Origin of the sequence: Aeribacillus composti (genome assembly GCF_031760945.1) — a bacterium.
GTDB classification, from domain to species: Bacteria; Bacillota; Bacilli; order Bacillales; family Aeribacillaceae; genus Aeribacillus; species Aeribacillus composti.
In genome coordinates this window covers 1,076,507-1,101,483 of sequence record NZ_CP134501.1, presented here as the reverse complement: position 1 = coordinate 1,101,483, position 24,977 = coordinate 1,076,507, and the positions used below count along the sequence as shown (strand labels likewise).

24 protein-coding genes, 1 riboswitch and 1 other annotated feature are annotated in these 24,977 nt (G+C 39.4%); of the genes, 8 read left to right on the top strand and 16 right to left on the bottom strand.

The window, feature by feature from the left end:
- Window positions 1–74: 74 nt before the first annotated feature.
- Window positions 75–183, bottom strand: a riboswitch (TPP riboswitch).
- Window positions 184–237: 54 nt separating this feature from the next.
- The 6 genes from RI196_RS05535 to RI196_RS05510 form a co-directional block, all read right to left on the bottom strand.
- The gene (locus tag RI196_RS05535) at window positions 238–2,091 is read right to left on the bottom strand and encodes a monovalent cation:proton antiporter family protein (protein ID WP_311067045.1); all 1,854 of its coding nucleotides are present in this window, start codon (window positions 2,089–2,091) and stop codon (window positions 238–240) included.
- A 25-nt stretch (window positions 2,092–2,116) separates the two neighbouring features.
- Window positions 2,117–3,481 carry a magnesium transporter gene (mgtE, locus tag RI196_RS05530; RefSeq protein WP_311067044.1) on the bottom strand — a complete coding sequence of 455 codons (1,365 nt, stop codon included), beginning with the start codon at window positions 3,479–3,481 and terminating at the stop codon, window positions 2,117–2,119.
- A 104-nt stretch (window positions 3,482–3,585) separates the two neighbouring features.
- Window positions 3,586–4,485: an RluA family pseudouridine synthase gene (locus RI196_RS05525; RefSeq protein WP_311067043.1), complete on the bottom strand. Its 900-nt coding sequence runs from the start codon at window positions 4,483–4,485 to the stop codon at window positions 3,586–3,588.
- 14 nt (window positions 4,486–4,499) lie between these two features.
- A complete protein-coding gene (locus RI196_RS05520; protein WP_063387497.1) occupies window positions 4,500–5,294 on the bottom strand; it encodes an NAD kinase in 795 nt (264 codons plus the stop codon).
- Window positions 5,295–5,314: 20 nt separating this feature from the next.
- Window positions 5,315–5,944 (bottom strand): GTP diphosphokinase, encoded by a 630-nt coding sequence (gene yjbM / locus RI196_RS05515; RefSeq protein ID WP_063387496.1) that lies wholly within the window; start codon window positions 5,942–5,944, stop codon window positions 5,315–5,317.
- Window positions 5,945–5,956: 12 nt separating this feature from the next.
- A complete protein-coding gene (locus RI196_RS05510; protein ID WP_311067042.1) occupies window positions 5,957–6,325 on the bottom strand; it encodes a UPF0738 family protein in 369 nt (122 codons plus the stop codon).
- A 112-nt stretch (window positions 6,326–6,437) separates the two neighbouring features.
- Here RI196_RS05510 and RI196_RS05505 point away from each other — a divergent pair, with 112 nt between their 5' ends.
- The 5 genes from RI196_RS05505 (at window position 6,438) to RI196_RS05485 (ending at window position 9,755) form a co-directional block, all read left to right on the top strand.
- Window positions 6,438–7,028, top strand: coding sequence for a CYTH domain-containing protein (locus RI196_RS05505; RefSeq protein ID WP_311067041.1), 591 nt, complete (start codon window positions 6,438–6,440; stop codon window positions 7,026–7,028).
- Window positions 7,028–7,630: a lytic transglycosylase domain-containing protein gene (locus RI196_RS05500; RefSeq protein ID WP_082830278.1), complete on the top strand. Its 603-nt coding sequence runs from the start codon at window positions 7,028–7,030 to the stop codon at window positions 7,628–7,630. The genes RI196_RS05505 and RI196_RS05500 overlap by 1 nt, the downstream gene beginning before the upstream one ends.
- Window positions 7,631–7,925: 295 nt before the next feature.
- Window positions 7,926–8,336, top strand: coding sequence for a globin domain-containing protein (locus tag RI196_RS05495; protein WP_063387493.1), 411 nt, complete (start codon window positions 7,926–7,928; stop codon window positions 8,334–8,336).
- Window positions 8,326–9,210 (top strand): ClpXP adapter SpxH family protein, encoded by an 885-nt coding sequence (locus RI196_RS05490; protein ID WP_375338784.1) that lies wholly within the window; start codon window positions 8,326–8,328, stop codon window positions 9,208–9,210. The genes RI196_RS05495 and RI196_RS05490 overlap by 11 nt, the downstream gene beginning before the upstream one ends.
- Window positions 9,211–9,581: 371 nt before the next feature.
- Entirely contained in the window at window positions 9,582–9,755 is a 174-nt protein-coding gene (locus RI196_RS05485) for a hypothetical protein (RefSeq protein WP_162536160.1), read from the top strand.
- Window positions 9,756–9,925: 170 nt separating this feature from the next.
- Here RI196_RS05485 and pepF read toward each other — a convergent pair whose 3' ends face one another.
- The 4 genes from pepF to mecA form a co-directional block, all read right to left on the bottom strand.
- A complete protein-coding gene (gene pepF, locus RI196_RS05480; protein ID WP_063386997.1) occupies window positions 9,926–11,743 on the bottom strand; it encodes an oligoendopeptidase F in 1,818 nt (605 codons plus the stop codon).
- 84 nt (window positions 11,744–11,827) lie between these two features.
- Window positions 11,828–13,021: a competence protein CoiA gene (locus RI196_RS05475; RefSeq protein ID WP_311067040.1), complete on the bottom strand. Its 1,194-nt coding sequence runs from the start codon at window positions 13,019–13,021 to the stop codon at window positions 11,828–11,830.
- 270 nt (window positions 13,022–13,291) lie between these two features.
- Window positions 13,292–14,803 carry a cardiolipin synthase gene (cls, locus tag RI196_RS05470; RefSeq protein ID WP_063386999.1) on the bottom strand — a complete coding sequence of 504 codons (1,512 nt, stop codon included), beginning with the start codon at window positions 14,801–14,803 and terminating at the stop codon, window positions 13,292–13,294.
- A gap of 118 nt (window positions 14,804–14,921) precedes the next feature.
- Window positions 14,922–15,584: an adaptor protein MecA gene (gene mecA / locus RI196_RS05465; protein WP_063387000.1), complete on the bottom strand. Its 663-nt coding sequence runs from the start codon at window positions 15,582–15,584 to the stop codon at window positions 14,922–14,924.
- Window positions 15,585–15,851: 267 nt separating this feature from the next.
- Here mecA and RI196_RS05460 point away from each other — a divergent pair, with 267 nt between their 5' ends.
- Window positions 15,852–16,508, top strand: coding sequence for a TerC family protein (locus tag RI196_RS05460; protein ID WP_063387001.1), 657 nt, complete (start codon window positions 15,852–15,854; stop codon window positions 16,506–16,508).
- Window positions 16,509–16,558: 50 nt separating this feature from the next.
- Here the strand turns inward: RI196_RS05460 and spxA are convergent, their stop codons facing one another.
- Window positions 16,559–16,954 carry a transcriptional regulator SpxA gene (gene spxA / locus RI196_RS05455; RefSeq protein WP_063387002.1) on the bottom strand — a complete coding sequence of 132 codons (396 nt, stop codon included), beginning with the start codon at window positions 16,952–16,954 and terminating at the stop codon, window positions 16,559–16,561.
- Window positions 16,955–17,294: 340 nt separating this feature from the next.
- Window positions 17,295–17,513 (top strand) — a binding site (T-box leader).
- Between the two features lie 47 nt (window positions 17,514–17,560).
- Between spxA and trpS the strand changes: the two genes are divergently transcribed.
- Complete coding sequence (gene trpS, locus RI196_RS05450) at window positions 17,561–18,553, top strand: tryptophan--tRNA ligase (protein ID WP_066248353.1); 993 nt, start codon at window positions 17,561–17,563, stop codon at window positions 18,551–18,553.
- Between the two features lie 113 nt (window positions 18,554–18,666).
- Here trpS and RI196_RS05445 read toward each other — a convergent pair whose 3' ends face one another.
- From RI196_RS05445 to RI196_RS05425, 5 genes are all read right to left on the bottom strand, one after another.
- Window positions 18,667–19,419, bottom strand: a complete 753-nt coding sequence (locus RI196_RS05445) for a YjbA family protein (protein ID WP_066248356.1) — start codon at window positions 19,417–19,419, stop codon at window positions 18,667–18,669.
- 136 nt (window positions 19,420–19,555) lie between these two features.
- Window positions 19,556–21,202 carry a peptide-binding protein gene (locus RI196_RS05440; protein WP_311067039.1) on the bottom strand — a complete coding sequence of 549 codons (1,647 nt, stop codon included), beginning with the start codon at window positions 21,200–21,202 and terminating at the stop codon, window positions 19,556–19,558.
- A gap of 91 nt (window positions 21,203–21,293) precedes the next feature.
- Window positions 21,294–22,073, bottom strand: a complete 780-nt coding sequence (locus RI196_RS05435; protein ID WP_063387006.1) for a DUF2268 domain-containing putative Zn-dependent protease — start codon at window positions 22,071–22,073, stop codon at window positions 21,294–21,296.
- Window positions 22,074–22,206: 133 nt separating this feature from the next.
- Window positions 22,207–23,451, bottom strand: a complete 1,245-nt coding sequence (gene fabF, locus RI196_RS05430) for a beta-ketoacyl-ACP synthase II (RefSeq protein WP_063387007.1) — start codon at window positions 23,449–23,451, stop codon at window positions 22,207–22,209.
- A 69-nt stretch (window positions 23,452–23,520) separates the two neighbouring features.
- Complete coding sequence (locus RI196_RS05425) at window positions 23,521–24,453, bottom strand: beta-ketoacyl-ACP synthase III (RefSeq protein WP_063387008.1); 933 nt, start codon at window positions 24,451–24,453, stop codon at window positions 23,521–23,523.
- A gap of 213 nt (window positions 24,454–24,666) precedes the next feature.
- Between RI196_RS05425 and RI196_RS05420 the strand changes: the two genes are divergently transcribed.
- Window positions 24,667–24,939: a hypothetical protein gene (locus RI196_RS05420; protein WP_063387009.1), complete on the top strand. Its 273-nt coding sequence runs from the start codon at window positions 24,667–24,669 to the stop codon at window positions 24,937–24,939.
- Window positions 24,940–24,977: the final 38 nt, after the last annotated feature.

The window sequence follows — 24,977 nt, the reverse complement described above, 5'->3', positions numbered from 1 at the left end:
TGTCCAAGGGTGAGACTGGAAACAATAAAAAACCACCTTCCTTGCTGGAAAGTGGTAATGGAATATCAGACATATGTTTCAAATTCCCACTTCCCTACGCTGGCATCATCCAGATCAGGTTCAAAGGGTCTTAAAGTCAACACTTTAATCTCAGCCTTTCCAAAGGCTCCCCTAGTGGATGCTTATTAAATTTTCATACTAATTTCATGCTATCACAATTTGTTTTGTTTGCAAATATTATTTGCTAAATTCCAGCTCATCTTTTAACTCATTTACATATTTGCGGGAACCCGTTACAATCAAGCGGTCCCCTTTTTTCAATTCGGTATCGCCGTGAGGCACAATGGAATCTTCACCTCGAAAAATCCGGACAAAGATACAATCTCCTGTAAACGGAAAGTATCGAAGCTTCATTCCATCATATTTTCGGTTATTCATATTAATTTGATAAAGAGAGTTGTCTTGGTTTGTTAAGATCCGCATAACGCCAGGCGATTCGATCAAAGCCCTGAGCAGCGTTTTTGTTGACAGCATGACGGAAAATACGCTGATCCCCTTTTCTTTTAATGCTTGATCCAACTCCGGGGAAGAAATTGAGGCGATGACCTGTTCTACGCCGCATTCTTTTGCATATGTCGCAATTTCCGCATTTCTTTCTTCATCCCCAGTAGCCACTATTACTATATCAGCTTCCATTATGTGGTGTTCATTCAATGATTCTATCGAATAGTCTTTCAATTCTTCAATTTTAAACACCGATTGAGCAGTCCCGTTTTCAATTTTGTCTTGCTGTGTATGATATACGGTTGCTTCATACAAATTTTTGTCCAATTCTCTTGTGACTGGAAGGGTCATTTGATTTGCACCAATAAAAGCAATTTTCTTTTTAGGCTGCACCGCCATTTTTTTAGGGAATAATTTTTTAAATCCTATCGGCGTGATAATGCTTGTTAACACGGCAACTACTATTAGTGCGTCAGCCATTTGCTTATCAATCAGTTCGATTCGCTGTCCAATTTCAGCTGCCGCAATAACTAATGATAAAGTAGCAGTCAACAAGAACGCCGCCGCAATCGTTGTATTCGTATCATACCATTTTCTCAGCACAAAAACGGGAATAAACTTTGAGATCAAGAGGGCGAGAAATAACAAAGGAATTAACAAAAGAAGGTTCGGATCTTTGATCAATTCCCATAAATCCAATTCCACCCCTATCATGACAAAAAAGATCGGGATTAAAAAACCGTAGCCAAACGAATCTAGCTTTTGCACCAAGTCTGAATTAGGCGATAAAAGCGAGACTAAAACTCCCGCAAGGAAGGCGCCTAAAATATTTTCTGCCCCAAGCGTTTCCGATAAACCTACAAGTGCGAGAATTAACGTAAAAACCGCCCTTGTTCCAATTTGAACCGTTCCTTTTGACATCGATTTAATAAAGGATCGACTTTTAAACCTTTTGCCAATGAAGTAAAGCAGTACGCCTGCTGCAAACAAAAGAAGCAGAAGCCACGTATTGCTTTCTCCTTCGCTGTTTAAGGAGACAAAAACCGCCAGCAAAATCATGGTGACAAGGTCGGCTATGACAGCCACCAGCAAAATAATTTGGCCGATGGTTGTTTTCATAATTTGCTCGTCTTTCAGCGTCGGCACTACTACTCCTAAAGAAATCGTTGAAATCACTAACGTCATGAAAAAGGCATTGCGGATAAATCCCATCCACATTAACAAATACGATAAAAGTAATGAAACAACGAAAATGCCAAGAAAAACAATTGACGCAACCAAAAAAGTATGAGGAGCTTTTTTTCCGTTGGACAGCTTTTCTTCTTTTTTCTTCTCTTTGGAGAAAATGGTGAAATCAATCTCAAGCCCGCTTAAAAACATGAGAAATATAAATCCCAGCGTTGAGAGAGTTGACAGCCATACATCTTCTTGCACTAAATTAAATCCCGTTTTCCCGATGATTAATCCGACAATAATTTCCGCAACGACGACAGGAATGAATGCCAGTTTGAACCGATGCAGCAAAATCGGGGTTAAAAAAGCGCCTACCAACACGATGACAAGAGAGGTTACTGCATGTGATTCCATATTACGCCTCCTTTAGCTAATTTTGTTAGAGCAAATAGTTCATAAATAGTGTCGCCATGCCAAAATAAATCAAAATGCTGATCATATCATTAATCGTTGTAATAAATGGACCGGAGGCCACAGCCGGGTCAATACGAAGCCTGTGCATGACAAGAGGAACAAACGCCCCGGCAATTGTCGCAACAGTCAGCGTTGACAATATGGAAAGACCCACTAGCAGTCCTAAGAAAAATTTCTGCTTCCAAATAAAAATTGTCAGTGCAACAACAATTCCGCATACTGTTCCGGTAATCAAGCCGGTTCCAGCTTCTTTGAGAATAATTTTCCACACGCGTTCGGAAGTGCCTTCGCCTGTTGCAATTCTTCTTACGGCAACAGCGAGAGCTTGTGTTCCTGTATTTCCAGCCATCCCTGCAATTAATGGTATAAAGAGCGCTAAAGTTGCCACTTTGTTCAACGTTTCTTCAAACTGGCCGATTAGGCCGGCGGTGAACATTCCTAAAAATAGGAGAATAATAAGCCATGGCAATCTTTTTTTGGCAGCAGAAACAGCATTCGGATCATATGAATCTACATCCGAGACAGCGGCCAGTTTCGAATAATCGTCAGAAGCCTCTTCGTCCAGCACATCAATAATATCATCAACAGTTATAATTCCAACAAGACGATGTTGAAAATCAACAACCGGAAGAGCCAAAAAATTGTAGTCCTTCATCTTTCTTGCTACTTCTTCCTGATCATCCGCCACAGATACCGAGTAGACTTTCTTTTTCATAATGTCAGCAATCAAAGTATCGTCTTCATGAACAATTAAATCTCTTAACGACAGGACACCAACAAGATGTTTCTCTTCGTCAATCACATATAAATAATATATTGTTTCCGCATCAGGAGCTTCTTTCCGCAGCAAGTCCATCGTTGACTGCACCGTATAATTGGCATTAATGGCAACGAACTCGGTTGTCATAATACTTCCTGCGGTAAATTGTTCATAATCAAGAAGCTCGCTTATGCTTTTGGCAGTTTGAGCGTCCATGATGGTTAAATAGCTGGAAATTTTCTCTTTTGTCAGCTCACTTAATACATCTGCCGCATCATCAGCGTACATGTATTCCATCATTTTGGCGGCAAATGCCGGATGCATTTCCTCAAGCAGCGATTTGTAGCGGTTTTTATCATCCCTTATATTTTCAAAAACATTCGCCATTTCTTCCGGAGATAGAATTTGATATAAAAGCATTCTATCCGGCTGGTCAAGTTTTAGAAAAAATTTTGCCTGATCATATGGATGTAGCTCAAAAAACAGCGAACGGAATTCCTCTACATTGTTCTCTCTCAGCTTGTCAATCATCAACTGTCTGTATTCCGGTGCATCTGTTTTAGGCTGCATAAAATCTCCTCCTTTCCGGAAAAATATCGAAAAGTTTTGTGTTTTACTATATTAACAAATCTATCTGATTTTGTCGTACATTTTTTCATAACAAAAGCATGCACTTACAGGCGCGCATGCTTTATTATTTTTTCCATATCAGGAGGAAGCTTGCAAATATACGTCAAATTTTTATGCAAAACGGGATGATAGAAGGACAGCGACTGACTGTGGAGGGCATGGCGGTCAATTTCTTCTTTTTGTCCACCATAAAGCGAATCTCCTAAAAGCGGATGACCTATATAGGACATATGTAGACGAATTTGATGAGTTCTACCAGTTACAGGCTTTACCTCAACAACCGTTTTGTCAGAAAAGCGGCTTATGACCCGAAAATGCGTAATAGCTTTTTTTCCATCCTCCCTGACAGTTCTCTCGATGATGCTATCGTTCTTTCTTGCAATTGGCGCATCGATGGTGCCTTCGTCTTCGCTGATCCTTCCATGGACAATTGCGATGTATGTCCGTTTTACCGCTCCTTTTTGCTGTTCCTTTGAAAAAAGAAAATGGCTGTAGCGATGTTTGGCTACAAGAAGCAGCCCGGATGTATCCCGGTCAAGCCGATTGACGATATGCACCGTAAGATTTTGCCGCTGTTGATCATAATAGTGTAAAAGCCCGTTCGCAAGACTTCCTGACGGATGCTCTCTAGACGGAATGGTGGACAAAAACGCCGGTTTATTTACAATAAGGCAATAATCGTCTTCATAAACAATGTCCAATGGTATGTTCTCTGGAATGAGCGACTGGCTTCTCTTTTCTTCCGGAAAATGGACGGTTACTTGATCGCCTTCTTGTAAGACGTATCGGACATTTTTTTCGTTCCCGTTAACGACAATTTTTCCACCGTTAAATTTAATATCTGTTAAAGCGGATTTAGAAATATGATGCTCCCGCAAAAATTCTCTAAGCAGCCAGCCATGATGTTCTTTTTTGATGTCCCAATGAAGCTGAAATGTCCCCATGTTTTTTCTTTCCTTTATCTGTCGCCAATAAACGAGTCCCGGACCCGCTTCCAAAATGGGAAAGGCCGAAATCTCGCAAACCTTACCTTTTCCTGTGCGACCCGGCATTGGATGGACCTGACGTTTTTGTGAAGAAGTGTTAAATGATCGATTGTAATTTGAAAATCAACATCATTGACAGGCTTTAGCATACACGTATGGTGGTCAGGCAAAATTAACGGCGAGCCGATTGTCCGGAACACCCTGTTGTTTATGGAAGCCATTTCTGTTAATTGAATAGCCCGCAGTGAAGGATGAATGAGAGCACCGCCAAGCGCTTTATTGTAGGCGGTGCTTCCTGTCGGTGTTGAAATACACAACCCATCTCCTCGAAATGTTTCAAAGAGAAGCCCTTTAATTTCTATATTCATGACGAGAGTCCCTTCAATGCTTTTCACTGTGCATTCATTTAGCGCAAGGTAGGAGGCTTCACTCCCGCCATTATGCCGGACCACCACTTCAAGCAATGGATATTCAACGATCTGAAACGGTGTTTTAGCAATTGCAATCACCATTTTTTCAATTTCATTCGGGAGCCAGTCGGCATAAAATCCTAAATGCCCCGTATGAACTCCTATAAACGCTGTTTTATCCAATCGTTTATTATATCGATGAAATGCATAAAGCAATGTTCCGTCTCCCCCGACGGAAATCACGATATCCGGCTGATCTTCATCATATTGAAACTCGAAATCGAGCAAATAGGTTCTGATTTTTTGCGCCAAAGCATTAGATGTTTCATCACCTTTTGATGTGATCGAAAACTTCATTTAAGAATCATTCTCCTTTTTTATGTTGTTTCTGTTTTGCGTGAAAATATCGCGTGCGCTTCTTGAATTTCTCCCCGTATTTGCGACATTTCCTCGTCCAGCCGGTAAGCTGCTTCAGCTGCGCGCTGCAAGCGGATTTTAATCTGTTCAGGTATGTTCCCGCTATATTTGTAATTTAAAGAATGCTCAATCGTCGCCCAAAAATTCATGGCAAGCGTACGAATTTGAATTTCAACCAAAACCTTTTTCAATCCCTCGAACGATTGAACTGGGTAGCGGGCCACAACATGGTAAGAGCGGTAGCCGCTTTCTTTATTTCGGGTTATGTAGTCTCTTTCCTCCACGATTTCCAAATCATGCCGATCTCTTAGCATTTGAACAACCAATTGAATGTCGCCGACAAATTGGCACATCATTCGGAGACCGGCAATGTCCTGCATTTCTTCTTCTATTTTATCAAGTGGAATTTGTTTTCGCTTCGCTTTATCTAAAATGCTCGGCACAGGTTTTACCCTGCCTGTCACGAACTCAATTGGAGAATGCTCTCCTCTTAGTTCAAATTGGGAACGAATCCCTTTTAATTTGACCTTTAATTCTTCCACTGCCTGCTTATAAGGCGCTAAAAATTGCTCCCATTCCTTGTAGTTCATAAAGCCCTCCTCCTAATAAAACACGCTTTCGACCATTTTTTCCATCTCCTCGCCGTAATTTGCGTTTCCCTTTATATTTTCAAGCAAAAACTCGAGCTCCTCGTGAAATTGGGTAAGCAAAATTTCTTTTTCTCCCACTTTAGCATAAACAGGAAGCTCTTCATTTTTGGCTTCTTTTAAATGAGGCCAAATATCCGATGATAAATCTATGTAAAGAAAGTCTTCGCCATTATCCAATATGTATATAAAAGAAAATTGGTCTGAATCTACCAGCATCTGTCCTTTTGCTGCGAGATTCCCTGCATCATGGACTTGCTCCGTTTCGAGCAGCAATTTGCCTTCCGTTTTGCTAACCGCCAGCACTTTAATTCTTTTTTTCATGCTGTTCACCCTTCCAATCAAACATTTCAAGTTCATCTCATGTATATTTTATTGTATCATATTCATAACTACATTACCTTATTTTGATATTAATCATAGAGAGGAATGCCCGATGGTTCAAGAGCTTGAGATAGAATTTAAAAACCTGCTTACAAAAGAAGAATTCCACCGCTTAGCTGATTTTTTTCAATTGACCGAAAAAGATTTTGCCGAGCAGGAAAACTATTATTTTGACACAAAATGTTTTACGTTGAAAAATCATGGCGCCGCTTTAAGAATTCGTAAAAAGAAGGATCAATATGTTTTGACATTAAAGGAGCCTTATCATGTCGGATTGCTGGAAACACACCAGTTTTTAACCGATCAAGAAGCAGTTTCAGCCATTCATGAGTCAGTCTTTCCGAAGGAGGGATCAGTGGTCGAAAAAATCAAACAGCTTGAAATCAAGCCCGAAAGCCTTTTTTGTTTCGGTTCGCTCATTACAAGCCGGGCAACAAAAAAATATAAAAATGGTGAAATTGTTCTCGATCATAGCCGATATGAAAATAGAGAGGATTTTGAAATCGAATTTGAGGCAGAGGATGAAAAGGAAGGAAAGCAGCAATTTTTGGAGATTTTAAACAAACACAACATCCCGATCCGTCAAACAGAAAATAAAATAAAGCGGTTTTATTCCGCAAAATTTTCAAAGGAGAATTTGTGATGAATACAAACTATAATTTCAATGTTCTGTTTGAGCTTGAAGTCCTTCGTCTTTTGTCAGGCCAATCCGATGGGCCGCAAACAAAAGATGCAGCAATTTCGCTGAACTTTCAGGATGTTTTAAATGCCTTCATCGAACAAGATGTACAATCTGAAACGGCCAAAGAGAATATTTCACTGTCTTCCTCCCAATCTGCCAAAAAAACAAATGAACAGAAACAGGTTTCCGCTGATCTAAATGAAATCATTCAGAAGATGGCTCAAAAATACGGTGTCGATGCCAAATTAATCAGAGCTGTGATTCAACAGGAGTCAAGCTTCAAGGCAAATGCCGTCAGTCCTAAAGGAGCTGCCGGCTATATGCAGCTCATGCCTTCTACAGCAAAAGCGCTCGGTGTAAAAAATCCGTTTGATCCTGTGCAAAATATCGAGGGCGGCACAAAATATTTAAAACAGCTTTTAAACCGATATAACGGTAATGTAAAATTGGCGCTGGCTGCATACAACGCCGGTCCGGGAAATGTCGACAAATATGGAGGCATCCCGCCATTTAAAGAAACGCAAAACTATGTAAATAAAATTACTCAAAAATATTTTGCGTAAAAAGGTGCAAACAAACAGCACCTTTTTCTTTTTCATTAAAAGTAGTTGGAAACATTTTATCCAATCGATTTCGGCTAATCTTCGATAGCTGCGCTTCAAGCCGCAAGTCCTTCTATGTTCATTTCACAGCAAGCACAACATATTTGCGGAAATAGCTCCCGCTTTCGCTATTTATCCTTTTGTTTGCATTGCCTCAGCCAACTCCTTCAAAGCGATTCGTTTGAGATAAATAAGTTATGTTGATAAAATAAATGTAACATCATTATTAACGAATGATTCCAAAGGAGCTATCACCATGACAAAACCACCCTTAACTCCATATGACGCGATTGGAGAAAAGAAACTTCACGCTCTAATCGATGCTTTTTACAAAAATGTTAAAAAACATCCTCTTTTAAAACCTATTTTCCCGGAGGATTTAACGGAAACTGCCAGAAAGCAGAAACAATTTATGACGCAGTTTTTAGGTGGTCCGCCACTTTACACAAAAGAACACGGACATCCTATGCTCAGAGCCCGCCATCTTCCATTTCCGATTACGCCGAGGAGAGCAGAAGCATGGCTCTCATGTATGCGAAAAGCAATGGACGAGGTCGGACTTGACGGGGAAATACGAGAGTTTTTCTACGATCGGCTTGTGGTGACCGCCCATCACATGATTAATTCGAAAGACGAAGATCAGGAGGAGTATTCAGTTGAAACCTGACAAAAAAGACGAAGTGAATGCTGCTCACTTCTTTTCTCATTGTCACAGCCATCCAAAAAAGCCGATCGAGATTTATATGTTTATTGATCCGCTATGCCCTGAATGCTGGGCGCTTGAACCGTTTATAAAAAAACTGCAAATCGAATACGGCAGGCTTTTCTCATTGCGCCATATTGTTTGCGGAAAGCTTGCTAATTTAAACTTAACAAAACGGCGGAAACCGAAAACAATTGCCCAATCATGGGAGAAGATAGCGAGCAGAACCGGCATGTCATGTGACGGCAACCTTTGGCTTGAAAACCCTATATCATCACCCTACAGAGCTTCCCTTGCTTTAAAAGCAGCGGAGCTTCAAGGGAGAAAAGCGGGCATCCGTTTCTTGCGGCACTTACAGGAAGTTGTTTTTTTAGAAAAGCAAAATGTCTCTGATCAAAACGTTCTCATACAAATTGCTAAAAATGTCGGCCTTGATGTCAATGAATTTGAGAGGGACTTATATTCCGAAAGTGCAAGAAAAGCACTTCAATGCGATTATAAAATTACAGAAGAAATGGACGTGCATGAAATTCCTTCCCTTGTCTTTTTTCATTGCCGTGAAGAGAAGGAAGGATTAAAAATTACCGGATTATATCCTTATGAAACATATGTTGATATTCTTTGCGAGCTTGTCGGAGATAAACCGAAGCCGTCTCAAGTGCCGCCAATAGAGATTTTTTTAAAGCATTATAAATTTGTCGCAACAAAAGAGATTTCCGTTGTGTATAACATGACTGATGAAGAAACGGAACGTGAAATGAAAAGACTGCTTTTAAAGCAACTAGTTGAGCGGGTGCCTGTGAAATATGGAACTTTTTGGCGCTATATCGGGCAGTGAGATTGAGGGGTTTAATTCAACGAAACGTTCCCCATCGGCTTCTATGCTGATGGGGAGAGTTTTTAACCAAAAATGTAAGCGCTTTATCTTTATTAAACAATTAAAAAAGAAACCACAAACAAACGTTTGTGGTTTCTTTTTTGTCTTATGACAACAAAGGGGATGGGAGAAATTTTTCACGGTCAAACAAAGGGGTAAATGTTTGTTTGTGATCAATTTCACGTTTTTAATATAACAAATTCCTTTTTCAGTTTGCAAGAGGGGAAAACAACAATTCACAAATTTGTCACAAAACATGAAGAACGGGCAAGCTGCATACAATATACAAAATCTTTTTCCTCGTTTTAGAACATGTGTAGGAGGGAAAAATCGTGAAAACATTTTGGCTCATAATCAGCCTGCTGCTCGTCATCTTCGCTTTTTTTTATAATCTGTTAGGATTGATGAATCTCGCACCGATTTTCGTTTCTGCCCCCCTGCTTTTTATTTCTCTTTTCATATCGTTTCTTCTGTTTAACCATCGAAAAACGTTCCGCGGATTTTAAGATAAAAAAGAGAACGAGATGATGAACTGCATCTCAATTAGTAGATACAACTGACAATTGGAGGTGCAGTTTTTATATGAACGGAAACAAAAAAGGCATGAGTCCAGTTCCAGATCGAACTCATGCCACTAATTTTTTGGATTCAGATGATGCTCCTGTTTTCTTTCACTTTACTTTAACAGCAGCTCCTCCATCTCCGTCAGCTTTTCTTCAAATACTTTGCATGCATCTTCAATCGGCTTGGTTGATGTCATATCGACCCCTGCTTTTTTCAGCACATTAATCGGATAATCAGAGCTTCCCGCTTTCAAGAAATTAATGTACCTTTCAACGGCAGTTTCTCCTTCCGATAAAATCTGCTTGCTCAAGGCGCTTGCAGCACTAAAGCCTGTTGCGTATTGATAAACGTAAAAATTGTAATAAAAATGCGGAATTCTTGCCCATTCTAAGCCTATTTCTTCATCGACGACAATGTTGTCACCAAAATATTTTTTGTTTAACTCATAATACGTTTGCGTCAAAAATTCCGGTGTGAGCGGCTCTCCGTTTTGCGCCTTCAAATGGATATAATGTTCAAACTCAGCAAACATCGTTTGGCGGAATACCGTTCCTCTAAACCCTTCAAGGAAATGATTCAGCAAGTATAAACGTTTCTTTTCATCATCGATCGTGTTGAGCAAATATTCATTTAACAAGTTTTCATTGCATGTAGAAGCCACTTCCGCGACAAAAATAGAATAATCTCCGTACGGATACGGCTGTGTTTTTCTAGTATAGTAGCTGTGCACCGAATGGCCAAGCTCGTGAACAAGTGTGAATAAATTGTTCACATTATCTTGCCAATTCAGCAAAATATATGGATTTGTTCCATAGGCGCCAGAGGAGTAAGCTCCGCTTCGTTTCCCTTTATTCTCCTTAACGTCAATCCATCTGTTTTCAAAGCCTTCTTGTAAAATGCCGACATATTCTTCACCTAATGGAGCAAGCCCCTTCAATACGATGTCTTTCGCTTCTTCATACGTGATTTTCATATCGACGTTTTGTACAAGCGGCGTATAAAGATCATACATATGAAGTTCATCAAGCTTCAGCGCTTTTTTCCGCAAATCGACATAACGATGGAGCAGCGGCAAATGTTCATTGATTGTTTTCACTAAATTGTCGTAGACTTCCTCCGGAATGTTGTTGGCGCTTAGTGCAGCCTGGCGGGCATTCTCATATTTCCGCACCTTCGCATAAAAATTATTTTTCTTAACAGCTCCGCTTAATGTGCTGGCAAACGTATTTTTAAATTTTCCATATGTTGCGTATAATGCTTGGAACGCATCGCGACGGACTCGTCTATTTTCACTCTCCAAAAACTGGATATAACGGCCGTGAGTGATTTCCACTTCTTCTCCATTTTCATCCTTAATTGCTGGAAATTCCAAGTCCGCATTATTTAATTTTCCAAACGTATTGGAGGCAGTGCTCAGGGCTTCCGCAGCTTGAGCTAAAATGGCCTCTTGCTCCGCATCGAGCACGTGCGGTCTTTGTCGGTTGATTTCGTCCAAGGCATGTGCATAAAGCTTCAATTGATCATTTTCTTTCAAAAATTGCTGAAGCTTTTCTTCTTCAATGGATAGTATTTCCGGAACGATATAGGATGAGAGGCTGGAAGCTTGTGTATAAAGATTTGCTGCCCGATCATTCAATCCTTGATAAAAAGAATTAGTTGTATCTTGATCGTAGCGCATATGGGCATATGTATAAAGCTTTCCAAGCCTCTCCATCACGGAATCTTGATAAGAGAGCGCCTCATATAACAGATCGGAGGATTGACCTAATTTTCCTCTATATTCACCGATTTTTGGAATTAGCTGCTTTACTTCTTCAAATTCTTTTTCCCATTCATCATCAGAAGCAAAAATATCTTCTAGCCGCCAAGTATACTCAACAGGGATTTCTTCCCGTTTTGGCAGCCTTTTGACAGCTGTTTCATTGCCCATTCTCGATTTCCCCCTTTAAAAAAATCAGTCTGTTTCCATCATATTGAAATTTTTTTCAAAACGCAATAAATCACTATGTTTATATTATTCTACAGCAGAAAAAAACATACCTTCCTTGTCCAAATAATGTCCAAGACGTTGTTCACGCTTTTCCATCGACTCCAAATGAAAAGGAGATGATGTTTTTCGAAACGAATATGGACCGATTGGCTGCAAAAATTTTAAATGGGAAAGAGTCGTTAAATATTCAATAATCGGCTTTTTTAAATCCGTTTTTACACTACAGCTTCTTTCTTTCATCCCTATTTTCTTAAGGTGCCAAACTAGCTTTTCTGCGTGAAATACTTCATCGGCGCGCAATGTTTCAATAAATAATAAAACTGAGCATTGCCAAATATAGACCGCCTCATCAACCATATAACCGCTTTTTAAAGGGATAAAAACTTCAACTGGCAGCTGCGATAAAGATAAGCCAACTGTTTCGTAAACCTTTTTTTGCAGCTTTCGCTCTTCGTTCGTCTTTTGAAACAGCGGCTTTAAGCGATATTGACTTATTTTCTTCAGCCAATGCTTCCATAAACCGTTTGCCGCCAGACTCTTTCCTTGCAAACAATCTCGAAAGAAAAACGACTCTGGGGAGATCATAGCAGATGCGGCAAAAATATTCTGTTTAGAAAACGGAATCAGATGGGAAAAAAAGATGAAGGTTTTCTTATCTGAGCAATAATTGATGATAAAAGGATGATCGTTTTGCGGGGAATGAAGAAACTGACAATGAAAAGGAGTCAGTCGATATTGATGTACGCCGACTTGCTTCATTTGTTTCCAGCCTAATATCCAAATCGGTTTAATTCGTTCTTTTTTGTAGCCATTTGTCCGTTTTATCACCTGATCAGGGGGAATATTAGAGCATTGGTATTCAATCGCATACCGTTTATGCTGAAAAGATACAAACAGATCCGCTCGTTGTGCAATAGAAGGTATAAATTTTTCCACTTCCGCAGCTAACCGCTGCCTTTTCAACCAAACATACAATTGCTTTTTTCCGTTCAAATGGTACGTGCTTTCCGCTTCCGAATCAGCCTGACAAGAGGCCGTTAAGTGGGCAAAATGAGGAATTTTGATTTTACCTATTTTTAATTTTACCGGCTCCTTGCAAGCCGGACAAAAAAAGGCATGCTCTTCTTTCAGTTTTAGAAGCCTTTCTGTCGACCAGTACGGGGCGGCGACATTTACTTTTTCGCCGTTTCGCAAAAGGGCAACAAGCATATAAATCATCACTTCCTTTCACAAATAAAAACATTCGACAAAAGGGAAAAAAATCCTTTCAAAAGCAGCGTTTTTCAAAAGTTTTAAAAGATGCCAGAAACACTTCATGGAAAAATATACTTTTTTCAAAAACGCATGCTTGCCGCTAAAGAGGCGGAAGTTAGATGTTGCTTCATTCGTTTCACATCGTGACGGCCGGCAATTCACCCGTGGTGTTGTGAAATCCGCTCAAATAGAGCTTTATCCTAAAAAAAACACCGCTGTATCAAAAACGGTGTTTTATAATAAAGGAGACAAAAGCCGCGACGTTGATTCAAACAGCTTTATATATAGCGGGCGTTTTTTGAATTGTTCAAGGTCGATGACACTTGAATTTTCAATGTCTCGAATATAATCCTCTACAAGCGTTTCAATGCTGTCCGTTCGGTATAAAAAAGCATTTACTTCAAAATTCAAATGAAAACTTCTCATATCCATATTCGCCGTACCGATCGATGCCAGTTCGCCATCAACAATAATGATTTTGCTGTGCATAAACCCTTTTTCATATTCGTACACTTTAACCCCGGCTTCTAAAAGCTCCGGAAAATAAGATCGCGACGCATAAAATACAATCCGTTTGTCAGGCCTTTTCGGAACGAGGAGACGAACGTCAATGCCGCTCAGCGCAGCAATCTTTAAAGCGGATTTTATATCCTCGTCAGGAATAAAATACGGTGAGGCGATCCATATCGAATTTTTTGCGGAAACGATCATCGAAAAGAACAAGCTTTTAATGACCTCCCACTTATTATCAGGACCGCCGGCGATTAGCTGAACGCCTCCTTCTTTATCGTCCATTTGAAAATGAGGCAGCAAATATCGATCGGTAAGCAGCTTCTGCCCAGTCATATAATACCAATCCTGTAAAAAAATAAGATTGAGCGTCCGTACTCCTTCCCCTTCGAGCATCATATGCGTATCCCGCCAAAAGCCGAAATACGGATTTCTTCCCAAATATTCATCTCCTATATTTAAACCTCCGACAAAGCCGACTTTTCCGTCAATCACAATAATTTTACGATGATTGCGAAAGTTAATATTGTTAGACAAAAACGGAAGCTTTACAGGTAAAAATGGAACCATTTCCACCCCGGCATCAAGAAGCTCCTTCCTGTATTTTTTGGACAGCTTCCAGCTGCCGACTGCATCGTATAAAAATCGAACCTCTACACCGTTTTTCGCTTTCTCGATCAACAGCTTTTTTAATTTTTGCCCAATTACATCATGCCGAACAATATAGTATTCAAGATGAATATGATCTTCCGCCTTTTGAAGCTCTCGAAAAATATGGTCAAATGTTTCAATGCCGTTCGTCAGCACCTTTGTATTTGTCCGAAAAGAAATCGGACTGCGGCCAAGCTTATGGGCAAGCTTAAATAAAAGGCGCTGGTGATTTCTCATGAATTTAATTTTATCTTCATAAGTATGAAAGCTGGTTTCAAATTTGGCATAAGCTTGCTCATCTATTAAAGCTTTTTTCTTAAATAGACGATGCTTCCGGACATTTCTTCCAAAAAATATATAAAAGAAGAAGCCTATTAATGGAAATCCCCCTAAAACAACAAGCCAAGTAAGCGTTTGAGTTGGGTGGCGGTTTTCCAAGAAAATAACAAAACCGATAAAAATGATGGATAACGTGAACAAAATGGAAACGGCTCCTAAAAACCATTCCTCCCAGATGTTCTTTGTTAAATACAAGATGATAGCTAGACCAATGGCAAAAACGATTACTTGCAGAAATTTTCTCATAAGCTTCCTCCAGGCAATCGATATTTCTTATCTCTCGATTTGGACATATTTGTTTGATCTGCGATATGAAAGCGTTCCTTAAGTAAAAAAGACCGATTTCGAACATGAAATCGGCAATTTAAGAAAAGTGCGTTTCGATTTGTTCCAAGGCATTGTCCTTCATAATCAGCTTTCCGTATTCTTCAAGACGGTGAATTGTCATCCTTGATTCCTGACCGTATTCAAGCATAATGCTGAGCAAATTTTCAATTTGTTCATCGTCTTTATCCGAAAATTCAACGAATAAATAATATTTTTGTTCAAATACATATAAGCTATTCAAAAATCCGTCCAAACGATGGGATGCTAACGAAATAACGTCTTCAAAGTCCTGAAACTTTATGACAAATTGCAATTGCGCCGTTTCATCTTTCTCATCTGAGGAAGATCGTTCAGACATATTAAAATGTTTGTCCAACAAAGATTCTATATTCTCATCAACCGGGATTTCTCTTAATTTTTCATCGACTACCGGAAGCTCCAGCTTTTGTCCGTCTTTTGACAGCTGTGCTTTTGTGACAATGACTTCAAGCCCTTTGTCATTGGCATGAACTTGAATCCATAACGGACCTTCAAGCGGAAAGTCTTCTTCATCATTAATTTCATCCATCATTTCCCAAAACAGCTCTTCGCTTCTTTCTCTGTTATACCAGATTTCTTCTCTGTCAAATCCTCGTTCTTCTATGTCAACATATGAAATATAAAATTTTACTGTGTTTTCATTAATGCGTTCGATTTCCATTTGAACAACCTTCCCTTCTTTTTAAATTTTTGGAAGGGACAATAAACCCCCGAATTCGTTGCACTTTTCTTTCCTAATTTAAAAAATTTCAAAATTTCATCGCGAGCACCAAGTTGTTCAATTCTAATTCTATTGTATGATAAATCACTTCATAAAGAAATAAAAAAAGCCTTGATTTTGAAAAAAACCGTTATTTACCTATTAAGCATAAAATATTTCGTTTTTCATATATATTGTACGAGCCATAATTTGAAAAGAGGTTGACTGATGGATGAACAATTTTTCACATCTTTATTCCTTATCATTGGCATTGACCTCATATTAGGAGGAGATAATGCCATTGTCATTGCGCTGGCATGCCGCAATTTGCCGGAAAATCAGCGGAGGAAAGGAATTTTATTTGGAACAATGCTCGCGATACTCAGCCGAATTTTGTTGACATTACTGGCTGTCCATTTATTGAACATTCCTTTTTTACAGTTTTTTGGCGGATTATTTTTAATGTATATTGCCTTTTTATTATTGACAGGAAATGAAGGTGAGCATACTTCCGTGAAAAGCCACCGCTCATTGTGGAAAGCCATCCAAACGATTGTTTTGGCTGACATTTTTATGGGATTTGACAATGTCATTGCGGTTGCTGGAGCAGCTGGAGGAAATATCTTTCTTGTCATAACAGGTCTTCTTATATCCATTCCGATCATTATTTGGGGAAGCAGATTTATCATGTCTGCCATGTCCCGATTTCCTTTGCTCATTTACGGGGGCGGAGGAATATTAGCTTATACAGCAGGTAAAATGATGGCAACGGATGAAAAAATGACCCCTCTGTTGAAAACTGAAGCTGTTGCACAAACTCTCCCTTATTTCACAGCTTGTCTCATCCTTTTCTTTGCCCTTCTGTACAATATAACAAAAAAATAACAGCCTTCCGCAATCTATTTTGCTTTGCGTACGGAAGGCATCATTCCCTTTTAATTTGCCATTCTCTGAGCTTCTCTCAGCTGGTAGGTGCGAATTTTTCTTGGCAGAAAGCGTCGTATTTCATCCTCGTTATAACCGACTTGAAGACGTTTTTCATCAATCAAAATCGGGCGGCGCAAAATTCCAGGGTTTTTCCGGATAATATCATACAGCTCCTGCAAAGGAAGCGATTCAACATCAACCTTCAATTTTTGAAAAACCTTTGAACGAGTGGAAATAATTTCATCTGTTCCGTCTTCTGTCATACGAAGAATTTCTTTAATTTCTTCGATCGTTAAAGGCTCGGAAAAAATGTTCCGCTCTCTATATTCAATCTGATGCTTTTCCAACCAAGATTTTGCTTTTCTACAAGATGTGCAGCTCGGAGATGTATACAATATTACCATGCCAATCACTCTCCTTTTCGAGAAAAATATAAGTGTATATATAAAAACTATGCCAATCTCACATTAAAATAAATTTAAAAAAGTAATTTGTATTGATTATTATACTATAAAAAAGCAACTTCGCCTATATGTTTTTATTTCTCAAATTATAACAAAAATGTTACAACCGGTGAATGATGATCATTTTCAAGGCCATTTTCTCAATTAACACCTCTTTTCTTTCTCTACTCTTCTTTTCCCCTTTTTTGGTTCGATCAAACGTGAAAAAGAAATTTTTTCAGAAAGACGCTGAGAAGTTGCAAAGAATACACAATTTTTTTATAATCATCTGTAAATGAATACATAGGCGATGAGAAAGAGAAGTACATGCCGAAAACAGTTTTCAGAGAGTTTGTGGCTGGTGGAAACAAACACTGTCCGGTATGGAAATGGACTTTTGAGCTCTCAGCTGAAATCAGTAAGCTGCGGCGTTTTTGTCTTGCGTTAAAAGACGAAAAGTGATTTCACATGAAAGTTTGTGAAATAATTAGGGTGGCACCGCGGTCCATTCGTCCCTATACGGACGGATGGGCTTTTTTATATATAAAAATCAGGAGGAGTTTGCACATGAAAACGATCTTTTCAGGAATTCAGCCTAGCGGCACGTTAACACTCGGAAACTATATCGGAGCAATGAGACAATTTGTAGAGCTCCAGCATGAATATAAATGCTATTTTTGCATTGTCGATCAGCATGCAATAACTGTTCCGCAAGACAGACTTCAATTAAGAAAAAACATTAAGAGCCTTGCTGCATTATATTTAGCAGTCGGCATCGATCCGGAAAAATCCACCCTTTTCATTCAATCGGAGGTGCCCGCTCACGCGCAGGCAGGATGGATGCTTCAATGCGTTTCTTATATTGGCGAGCTTGAAAGAATGACACAATTTAAAGATAAATCTAAAGGGAAAGAAGCTGTTTCAGCAGGACTGTTAACTTATCCGCCTTTAATGGCCGCCGATATTCTTTTGTACAACACGGACCTTGTTCCAGTCGGCGAGGATCAAAAACAACATTTGGAATTGACAAGGGATTTAGCCGAAAGATTCAACAAAAAATATGCAGACATTTTTAAAATTCCAGAAGTCCGCATTCCAAAAGTCGGTGCTCGGATTATGTCGCTTCAAGATCCGACGAAAAAAATGAGCAAATCCGATGCGAATGAAAAATCGTTTATTTCCCTGCTCGATGATCCAAAAAAAATTGAAAAGAAAATTAAAAGCGCTGTGACTGATTCAGACGGGGTGGTTCGTTATGATAAAGAGAACAAACCTGGCATCTCCAACCTTTTATCTATTTATTCAATTTTAGCTGGCGTGTCAATTGCCGAGCTGGAAACAAAATACGAAGGAAAAGGCTATGGTGAATTTAAAGCGGATTTGGCAGAAGTTGTCATTAACACTTTAAAGCCGATTCAGGAAAAATATTATGAGCTCATTGATTCTGATGAACTTGATGACATTTTAGACAGAGGCCGGGAGGAAGCAAACAAAGTAGCATCCAAAATGTTGAAAAAAATGGAGAATGCAATGGGATTGGGAAGAAAAAAACGAAAATAAAAGCGCTAGCGAACGAATGACGATTGATGATGGAGCTGATTAAACAAAACAAATATACTAGCTTAAAAAATATGTTCGATAAAAAGAGGGCGGCTGATATAGTGCCCTCTTCCTTAATTTACTTTCGGTTCTTGCTCCATTTCCCAAAGCTTTTCAAAGAAAGGCTGCCCTTTTATTAATCGTTCGCATAATTGTTCATGCTTTTGAGACCATCCGACAATCGCTTCCTCATAAAGCATAGTCCAAATTTCCTCAAAACCGAGTGATTGAATTTGACCATACATGTACGGATTCCATTCCGTATACCAATATTTCATTTCCGCCGTATTTTTTGTCGATTGCAATTGATCAAGAGCCATAAACAAAAGCTGTTTCAGCTGTCTTTCTTTGCGGGTTAATCCGTGCATATATTCAGGTGCAAGGGATAAAAGATGATAATCTTTTTTGTCTTTGTCATTTGTTTGTGAGAACTCGTATGATTCCGGCTCTAAATCCTTCACCATGTCATATACAAGCTGCTCTTGTCTTGGGATAAGCCGGCTTTTGCGAATTGGCGTCGTATATCCGATCGTATCTACTGCTAAAATGCCGTTGCCATCCGAAACAACAAAGCAATAATCTAGCTGAATTCTCTCATGGTTTTTCCGGGCGTATGCCTTCTGGTAAACATCCTTTAAAAGTTTTTCAGGCAGTTCTTTTAAGTCATTTTCAATATAATCATAAAGTTCTTTACTCACTTTAATCAGCGGTACTTGGTCTAACAGTTCAACCTTATCATCCTTTCTCCATTCATGAAAATGACAAACATTATAACCATTTTCTTCTCCTTCAAACCAGTTTACCCAAACATCGTACAAATTCAGCATAATTAGCCCCCTTACTACAAGACTGTTTGTCATCATTATGGTCAGTGGAGAAGGTTTTTATTCCAAATTTTTCATTGCCCAAAAAACTTTTCATCATTACGTATTCCACTTTTGATCAATGCGGATTTCAGGCCTGTCAGCTTTCAGAAAAGGACCATTCATGCACTTTATAAAAATAATTTTTCGGATGAAAAATATAGCCGTTTAACCGTTCAGGCAACGCTCGAAATTCCTTCGGATAGTATAAAACTGTATATGGCTGTTCATCCTCGATAATTTGAAATATCTCCTTGTAAATTTGTTTTCGTTCGCTTTCGTCCATTATTTTTCTAGATTTAGACAACAGCAGGTCGGCCTGTTCGTTTTCCCACCAAACAAAGTTCAATCCATATTCTCTCTGACTGGAATGGAAAATATCAAAATGATTCGGAAATTTAGATAACGACCATTCTAAAATCAACGCATCGTAATCCCAATTCGGCGGTGAAATTTGCTTAATTAAATCTTCCCATTCCCAAAACTCTGTTTTCACGTCAATTCCGATCTCTTTCAATTGTTTTTGCACGAGCAACGCAACTTTTTCGCGAACAACATTTCCTTTGTTCGTTTTTAACGTAAACGAGAAATCTTTTCCTTCTCGATCCAGTATGCCGTCCCTGTCCGTATCTTCCCATCCCGCTTCTTTCAGCAGCTTTTTTGCTTCTCTCCGGTTATACTTTAATGTTTGAATTTCGTCGGTAAAAATAGAAGCAATAGGCGTTTCTGGAATATGTGCTTCCTTTCCTTGTCTGTGCAAAATCTTGTGAACGATCGCTCTGCGGTTAATCGCCATCGTCAAGGCTTGCCTTACTTTTTTATCTTGAAAAAGTTCGTTTTTTTCATTCCAGCCGATAAACACATAAGAATGGGAAATGTTCGATTGAACGTCCAATCCTCTTAACCTTTTTATTTTTTTTACGTTGGATAGTTCTATTTCAGGGGCGTAATGAACCTCGCCGTTTTTCAGCTGTTTGTAAAGAGCTTCCTGGTTATGAACAATTTTATACTTGATTTGTTTGATTCGAGGCTTCCCTAAAAAATAATGTTCATTTGCGGCCAGCTCTACGAATCCATTCTTTTCCCATTTTACGAACCGAAAAGGCCCAGTGCCCACAGGCTGTGATGTATTAAACTTATGCTCCTTTAATTTTGCAACCTGTACATTTTTCAACAAATGCTTCGGCAATATGCCGTATGATAATGTGACTGGAAGAAAGGAGGCGTCTTTTTCTCTTAAACGGAATTTCACTGTATACTTATCAAGCTTTTCAATGCTGTCAATCATTTCAAAGTCTGAACTTCTTTCGCCATTATAATCAGGGCTTAAAGGAATGCTGTAAGTAAAAACAACATCATCCGCCGTTAATTCTTTTCCGTCATGAAATTTGACCCCGCGCCGAATAGTGACCGTATATTCAAGTCCATTCTCTGATTGCTGAATCTTTTCAGCCAGATGCGGTTTCGGCCGCAGCTGCTCATCAACTGTCACCAGTCCATCAAAAAGCATCCCTTCTAACTGCGAGCTTGATTCATCTAGAGAATACAAAGGATTAAAAAGCTGCGGCGATTCAGTTGAACCGATTATAAATGTTTCCGGAACAATCAGCGGATCGAGCTCTTCCTCCTTTATCTCCTTAACCGTTGGTTGCGGCTTTCTATTATAATCCAGACTTGAGCAGCCATGTAGAAGCAATAAAAATAAGAGAATCGATATATACAGCCATGGTCGTTTTAATCGTGCCAAATCCATTCCCCCATCATTGGAAGTTTCGTTCTATTTTTTATTCATATTCACAGTCTGTCCAAATTATTAATAAATATAGAAACAAAGGAGCCTATTCCTTTGTTTCATAGCTTTCCACGAATTGTTCGGCAGGCAAATAAAAGCTTTCTTTTGTTGAAAACGGTTTTTGTTTATAAAACGTTTGTACGATATCATATCCAATTGCGTATCCAAGCATGGTCGGATAAAAGCCTTTTCCGAACAAAAGCTGATCGAATAACGGATGGTCCCATTTTATGTCTTGATTCGGAACAATTAAATTTTTCCACCAGCTGTATAGTTGTCTCTTCGAATATTTTTTCACCCAATTTGTTACATGCTGCTCACCTATCGTTCTGTAAACCGTATGCTCCGCCAAACCTTCCAAAATAATCGCATCAAGAAGCGTATAGTCTTTTTCGTGCTTCGGATTTTTCCTAAGCCTGCAAATATGATGATATTCGTGAATCAATAGCGCAATGAGCTCATCATTTTTTACATCCGGCGATAAAAATAAAAACATTTTATCCTGAAAAGACAACCCCGAACGACCTTTAAAATCTCTCCCAAAAAAACTTTTTCGCTCTTCAACAGGAAAAATAAAAATAGGGACATCTGGACCGTTCCATCTTTTCTTTAACTTCAAAAAAATGTTATTTGCTTTTGTCCAAATATTCGAATCATCAGCCTTAACAAGCCAATGTTCATAGCCAGTTCGAAGCATGCCGTATTGTGACAGGTAGTGATGGATTTCCTCCGCTTGTAAATGGTGAAAATATTTCTCTAGCTTTTCACAAAGCTCGATTGGATTCCGGCTTTCCTTCAACCAGTTTTTTGTGTCAATAACTCCCAAATCTTCGCACCTCCTTTTCTACACTATTCATTAGAAAAGAAAGATGTTTGAATTTTTTTTAAAAAGAAAAACCGCTACTGCCTGTTTAGGCAATAACGGTTTCATATAATCCTTAATTTCCTATATGTTGACATCAGGCTTCTTCAAATTTCTTGAAAACGAGCGTGGCGTTATGTCCTCCGAAACCAAGGGAATTGCTGAGCGCCGCCCGAACTGTTTTTTGTTTAGCCTGATTAACAGCATAATCCAAGTCACAGTCAGGATCAGGTGTTTCATAATTAATTGTCGGAGGAATTATATTTTCTTTCACTGCTAAAATGGTGAAAATGGCTTCAACTCCTCCTGCTGCTCCAAGGAGATGACCTGTCATCGATTTTGTCGAGCTGACGGTTAATTGATAAGCATGGCTGCCAAAAACTTCTTTAATCGCCGATGTTTCAAATTTATCATTATATTCGGTGCTTGTTCCATGGGCATTAATATAATCGATATCTTCCGGTTTTAAGCCTGCATCTTGAATTGCCATTTTCATTGCACGTGCTCCGCCTTCTCCGCCAGGAGCCGGTTGTGTAATGTGATAGGCATCGCCTGTTGATCCATAGCCGACGATTTCTGCATAAATGTTTGCTCCTCTTTTTAAAGCATGTTCCAGCTCTTCAAGAACAAGTATTCCTGCACCTTCTCCCATGACAAAGCCATCGCGGTTTTTGTCAAAAGGACGGCTAGCAGTTTTCGGATCAGGATTTGTCGACAACGCTTTTGCTGCACTGAAACCTGCAAAAGCCATCTTGGTCAGCGGCGCTTCTGTTCCGCCCGTAATCATCACATCGGCATCGCCACGTTGAATTACTTTGAAGGCATCGCCGATTGAATTTGATCCTGTTGCACAGGCAGTGACTGTACATGAATTTGGACCTTTCGCGCCGATCGCTATGGACACCTGTCCGGCTGCCATATCAGGAATCATCATCGGAACAAAGAAAGGACTTACACGTCTCGGACCTTTTTCCAGAAAAGTTTCGAATTGCTGTTCATACGTCTCCATTCCGCCTATGCCTGAACCGATCCAAACGCCTACCCGTTCACGGTTTTCATTATTTATTTTTAAACCTGAATCTTCAAGCGCCATCAACGAGGCGGCTAATGCAAATTGTGTGAAGCGGTCCATTTTCCTCGCTTCTTTCCTATCCATAAAATCTTCAGGTTTAAAATCGTTTATTTCGGCGGAAACTTTGACAGGAAATATGTCTTTATCGACTCTCGTCAATTCTCCAATGCCTGATACACCTTTCAAAGCATTTTCCCAGCTTGTTTTCGCATCCAATCCAATCGGTGTCACGGCACCGATGCCTGTTACAACTACTCTACGTTTTTCCATATCATTACACCTCGCCTTTTTCGGTTTGTATGACGGAAAAAAAGCATTTTTATTTTTGATTGAATGATTTTACTGTCCCCATCTTAATGCAATGGCTCCCCATGTTAAACCTCCGCCGAAGCCGACCATCACAATAAGATCACCATCTTTTATTTTACCAGCTTTTACTTCTTCGTATAAAGAAATTGGTATTGATGCTGCGGAAGTATTCCCGTACTTGTGAATCGTCTTGGACATTTTCTCCTCCGGCAATTCAAGCCGTTGTCTGGCGGCTTCCATAATGCGGATATTTGCTTGATGCGGAATGAGAAAGTCAACATCTTCTTTCGTTAATCCCGCTTTTTCCAGTACATTAATGCTTGATTCTCCCATCTGCCGCACAGCAAATTTAAATACTTCACGCCCGTTCATCACAATATGGCCTTTTTCATATAAATGCTTGCCGCCGCTTCCGTCCGCTCCTAGCTCAAATGAGAGAATCCCTCTGTCATCACTTACCTCGCCTAAAACAACCGCCCCGGCACCATCCCCAAATAAAACACCTGTTGAACGGTCATTCCAATCCGTAATTTTCGAAAGCTTTTCGGCTCCAACGACAAGAATTTTTTTATAAGCTCCTGTTTGTATAAACTGCTCTGCCGTTGCCATCGCATAAATAAAACCTGAACATGCGGCGCTTATGTCCAAAGCAGCAGCCCGTTTTGCACCAAGTCTTTCCTGCAGAACACAGGCAACTGACGGAAAGGATTGATCAGGTGTTGCGGTCGCAACTATAATCATATCGATTTCTTCCGGGGAAATTTTTGCATCTTCAATGGCCTCTAATGCCGCTCTTGCGCCCAAATCCGATGTTTTCATATCATCTGAAGCAATTCTCCGCTCTTCAATGCCGGTTCTTGTTCGAATCCATTCATCAGACGTATCCATGATTTTTTCTAAATCATAGTTAGTCACAACTTTTTCCGGTATATAACGGCCTATCCCGATGATCCCAGCTCTCATCAAGAACATCTCCTTCACAAAAAATTATTATCAAATGTTATGACTTGGTACTAATTTTATATTATTTTTCTACTTATAGCAATATGCTTCATAACAGTTAACTACAGGTTTTCTTGTTTTTGACTGATAGATTGAGCTAATCGTCTATTCCTTACTCAGTTTTGTTTCATAAAATAGGATGAAAAGGAAAAAAGAACGGAAGGTGAAACGGGAATGAGTGATGAAAACGTAAACGAGCGGCAGGAAGATGAAAAAGAGAAAGCAGAAGCACCAGAACCCGATTTTTTTACCCAATTTATGTTCGGCCGGCAGCTTCCGGTTCATTCTGAAAAAACTTCCGAAAAAAACGAGCAAAACGAGCAATCAGACTATCAAAAAATTTTTGAGCAAGTCGATGATATTGTGACAAAATTATCTGAGCTGAAGCCAATTATTAAAGAAATAAAGCCGTTCGTCAATCAAATTAAAAAACTATTTAAAAATTAAGGGGATGAATTCAACCATCCCCCAAAATTTTTATTTTA

Coding starts and splice junctions, on each gene's coding strand:
- RI196_RS05420 (WP_063387009.1), top strand. CDS start 24,667: ATGAGTGATGAAAACGTAAACGAGCGGCAGGAAGATGAAAAAGAGAAA.
- RI196_RS05445 (WP_066248356.1), bottom strand. CDS start 19,419: ATGCTGAATTTGTACGATGTTTGGGTAAACTGGTTTGAAGGAGAAGAA.
- RI196_RS05425 (WP_063387008.1), bottom strand. CDS start 24,453: ATGAGAGCTGGGATCATCGGGATAGGCCGTTATATACCGGAAAAAGTT.
- cls (WP_063386999.1), bottom strand. CDS start 14,803: ATGAGAAAATTTCTGCAAGTAATCGTTTTTGCCATTGGTCTAGCTATC.
- RI196_RS05475 (WP_311067040.1), bottom strand. CDS start 13,021: ATGATTTATATGCTTGTTGCCCTTTTGCGAAACGGCGAAAAAGTAAAT.
- RI196_RS05535 (WP_311067045.1), bottom strand. CDS start 2,091: ATGGAATCACATGCAGTAACCTCTCTTGTCATCGTGTTGGTAGGCGCT.
- pepF (WP_063386997.1), bottom strand. CDS start 11,743: ATGGGCAATGAAACAGCTGTCAAAAGGCTGCCAAAACGGGAAGAAATC.
- fabF (WP_063387007.1), bottom strand. CDS start 23,451: ATGGAAAAACGTAGAGTAGTTGTAACAGGCATCGGTGCCGTGACACCG.
- yjbM (WP_063387496.1), bottom strand. CDS start 5,944: ATGAACTACAAGGAATGGGAGCAATTTTTAGCGCCTTATAAGCAGGCA.
- mecA (WP_063387000.1), bottom strand. CDS start 15,584: ATGGAAATCGAACGCATTAATGAAAACACAGTAAAATTTTATATTTCA.
- RI196_RS05500 (WP_082830278.1), top strand. CDS start 7,028: ATGAATACAAACTATAATTTCAATGTTCTGTTTGAGCTTGAAGTCCTT.
- RI196_RS05525 (WP_311067043.1), bottom strand. CDS start 4,485: ATGGGGACATTTCAGCTTCATTGGGACATCAAAAAAGAACATCATGGC.
- RI196_RS05510 (WP_311067042.1), bottom strand. CDS start 6,325: ATGAAAAAAAGAATTAAAGTGCTGGCGGTTAGCAAAACGGAAGGCAAA.
- spxA (WP_063387002.1), bottom strand. CDS start 16,954: ATGGTAATATTGTATACATCTCCGAGCTGCACATCTTGTAGAAAAGCA.
- mgtE (WP_311067044.1), bottom strand. CDS start 3,481: ATGCAGCCTAAAACAGATGCACCGGAATACAGACAGTTGATGATTGAC.
- RI196_RS05505 (WP_311067041.1), top strand. CDS start 6,438: ATGGTTCAAGAGCTTGAGATAGAATTTAAAAACCTGCTTACAAAAGAA.
- RI196_RS05460 (WP_063387001.1), top strand. CDS start 15,852: ATGGATGAACAATTTTTCACATCTTTATTCCTTATCATTGGCATTGAC.
- RI196_RS05495 (WP_063387493.1), top strand. CDS start 7,926: ATGACAAAACCACCCTTAACTCCATATGACGCGATTGGAGAAAAGAAA.
- trpS (WP_066248353.1), top strand. CDS start 17,561: ATGAAAACGATCTTTTCAGGAATTCAGCCTAGCGGCACGTTAACACTC.
- RI196_RS05520 (WP_063387497.1), bottom strand. CDS start 5,294: ATGAAGTTTTCGATCACATCAAAAGGTGATGAAACATCTAATGCTTTG.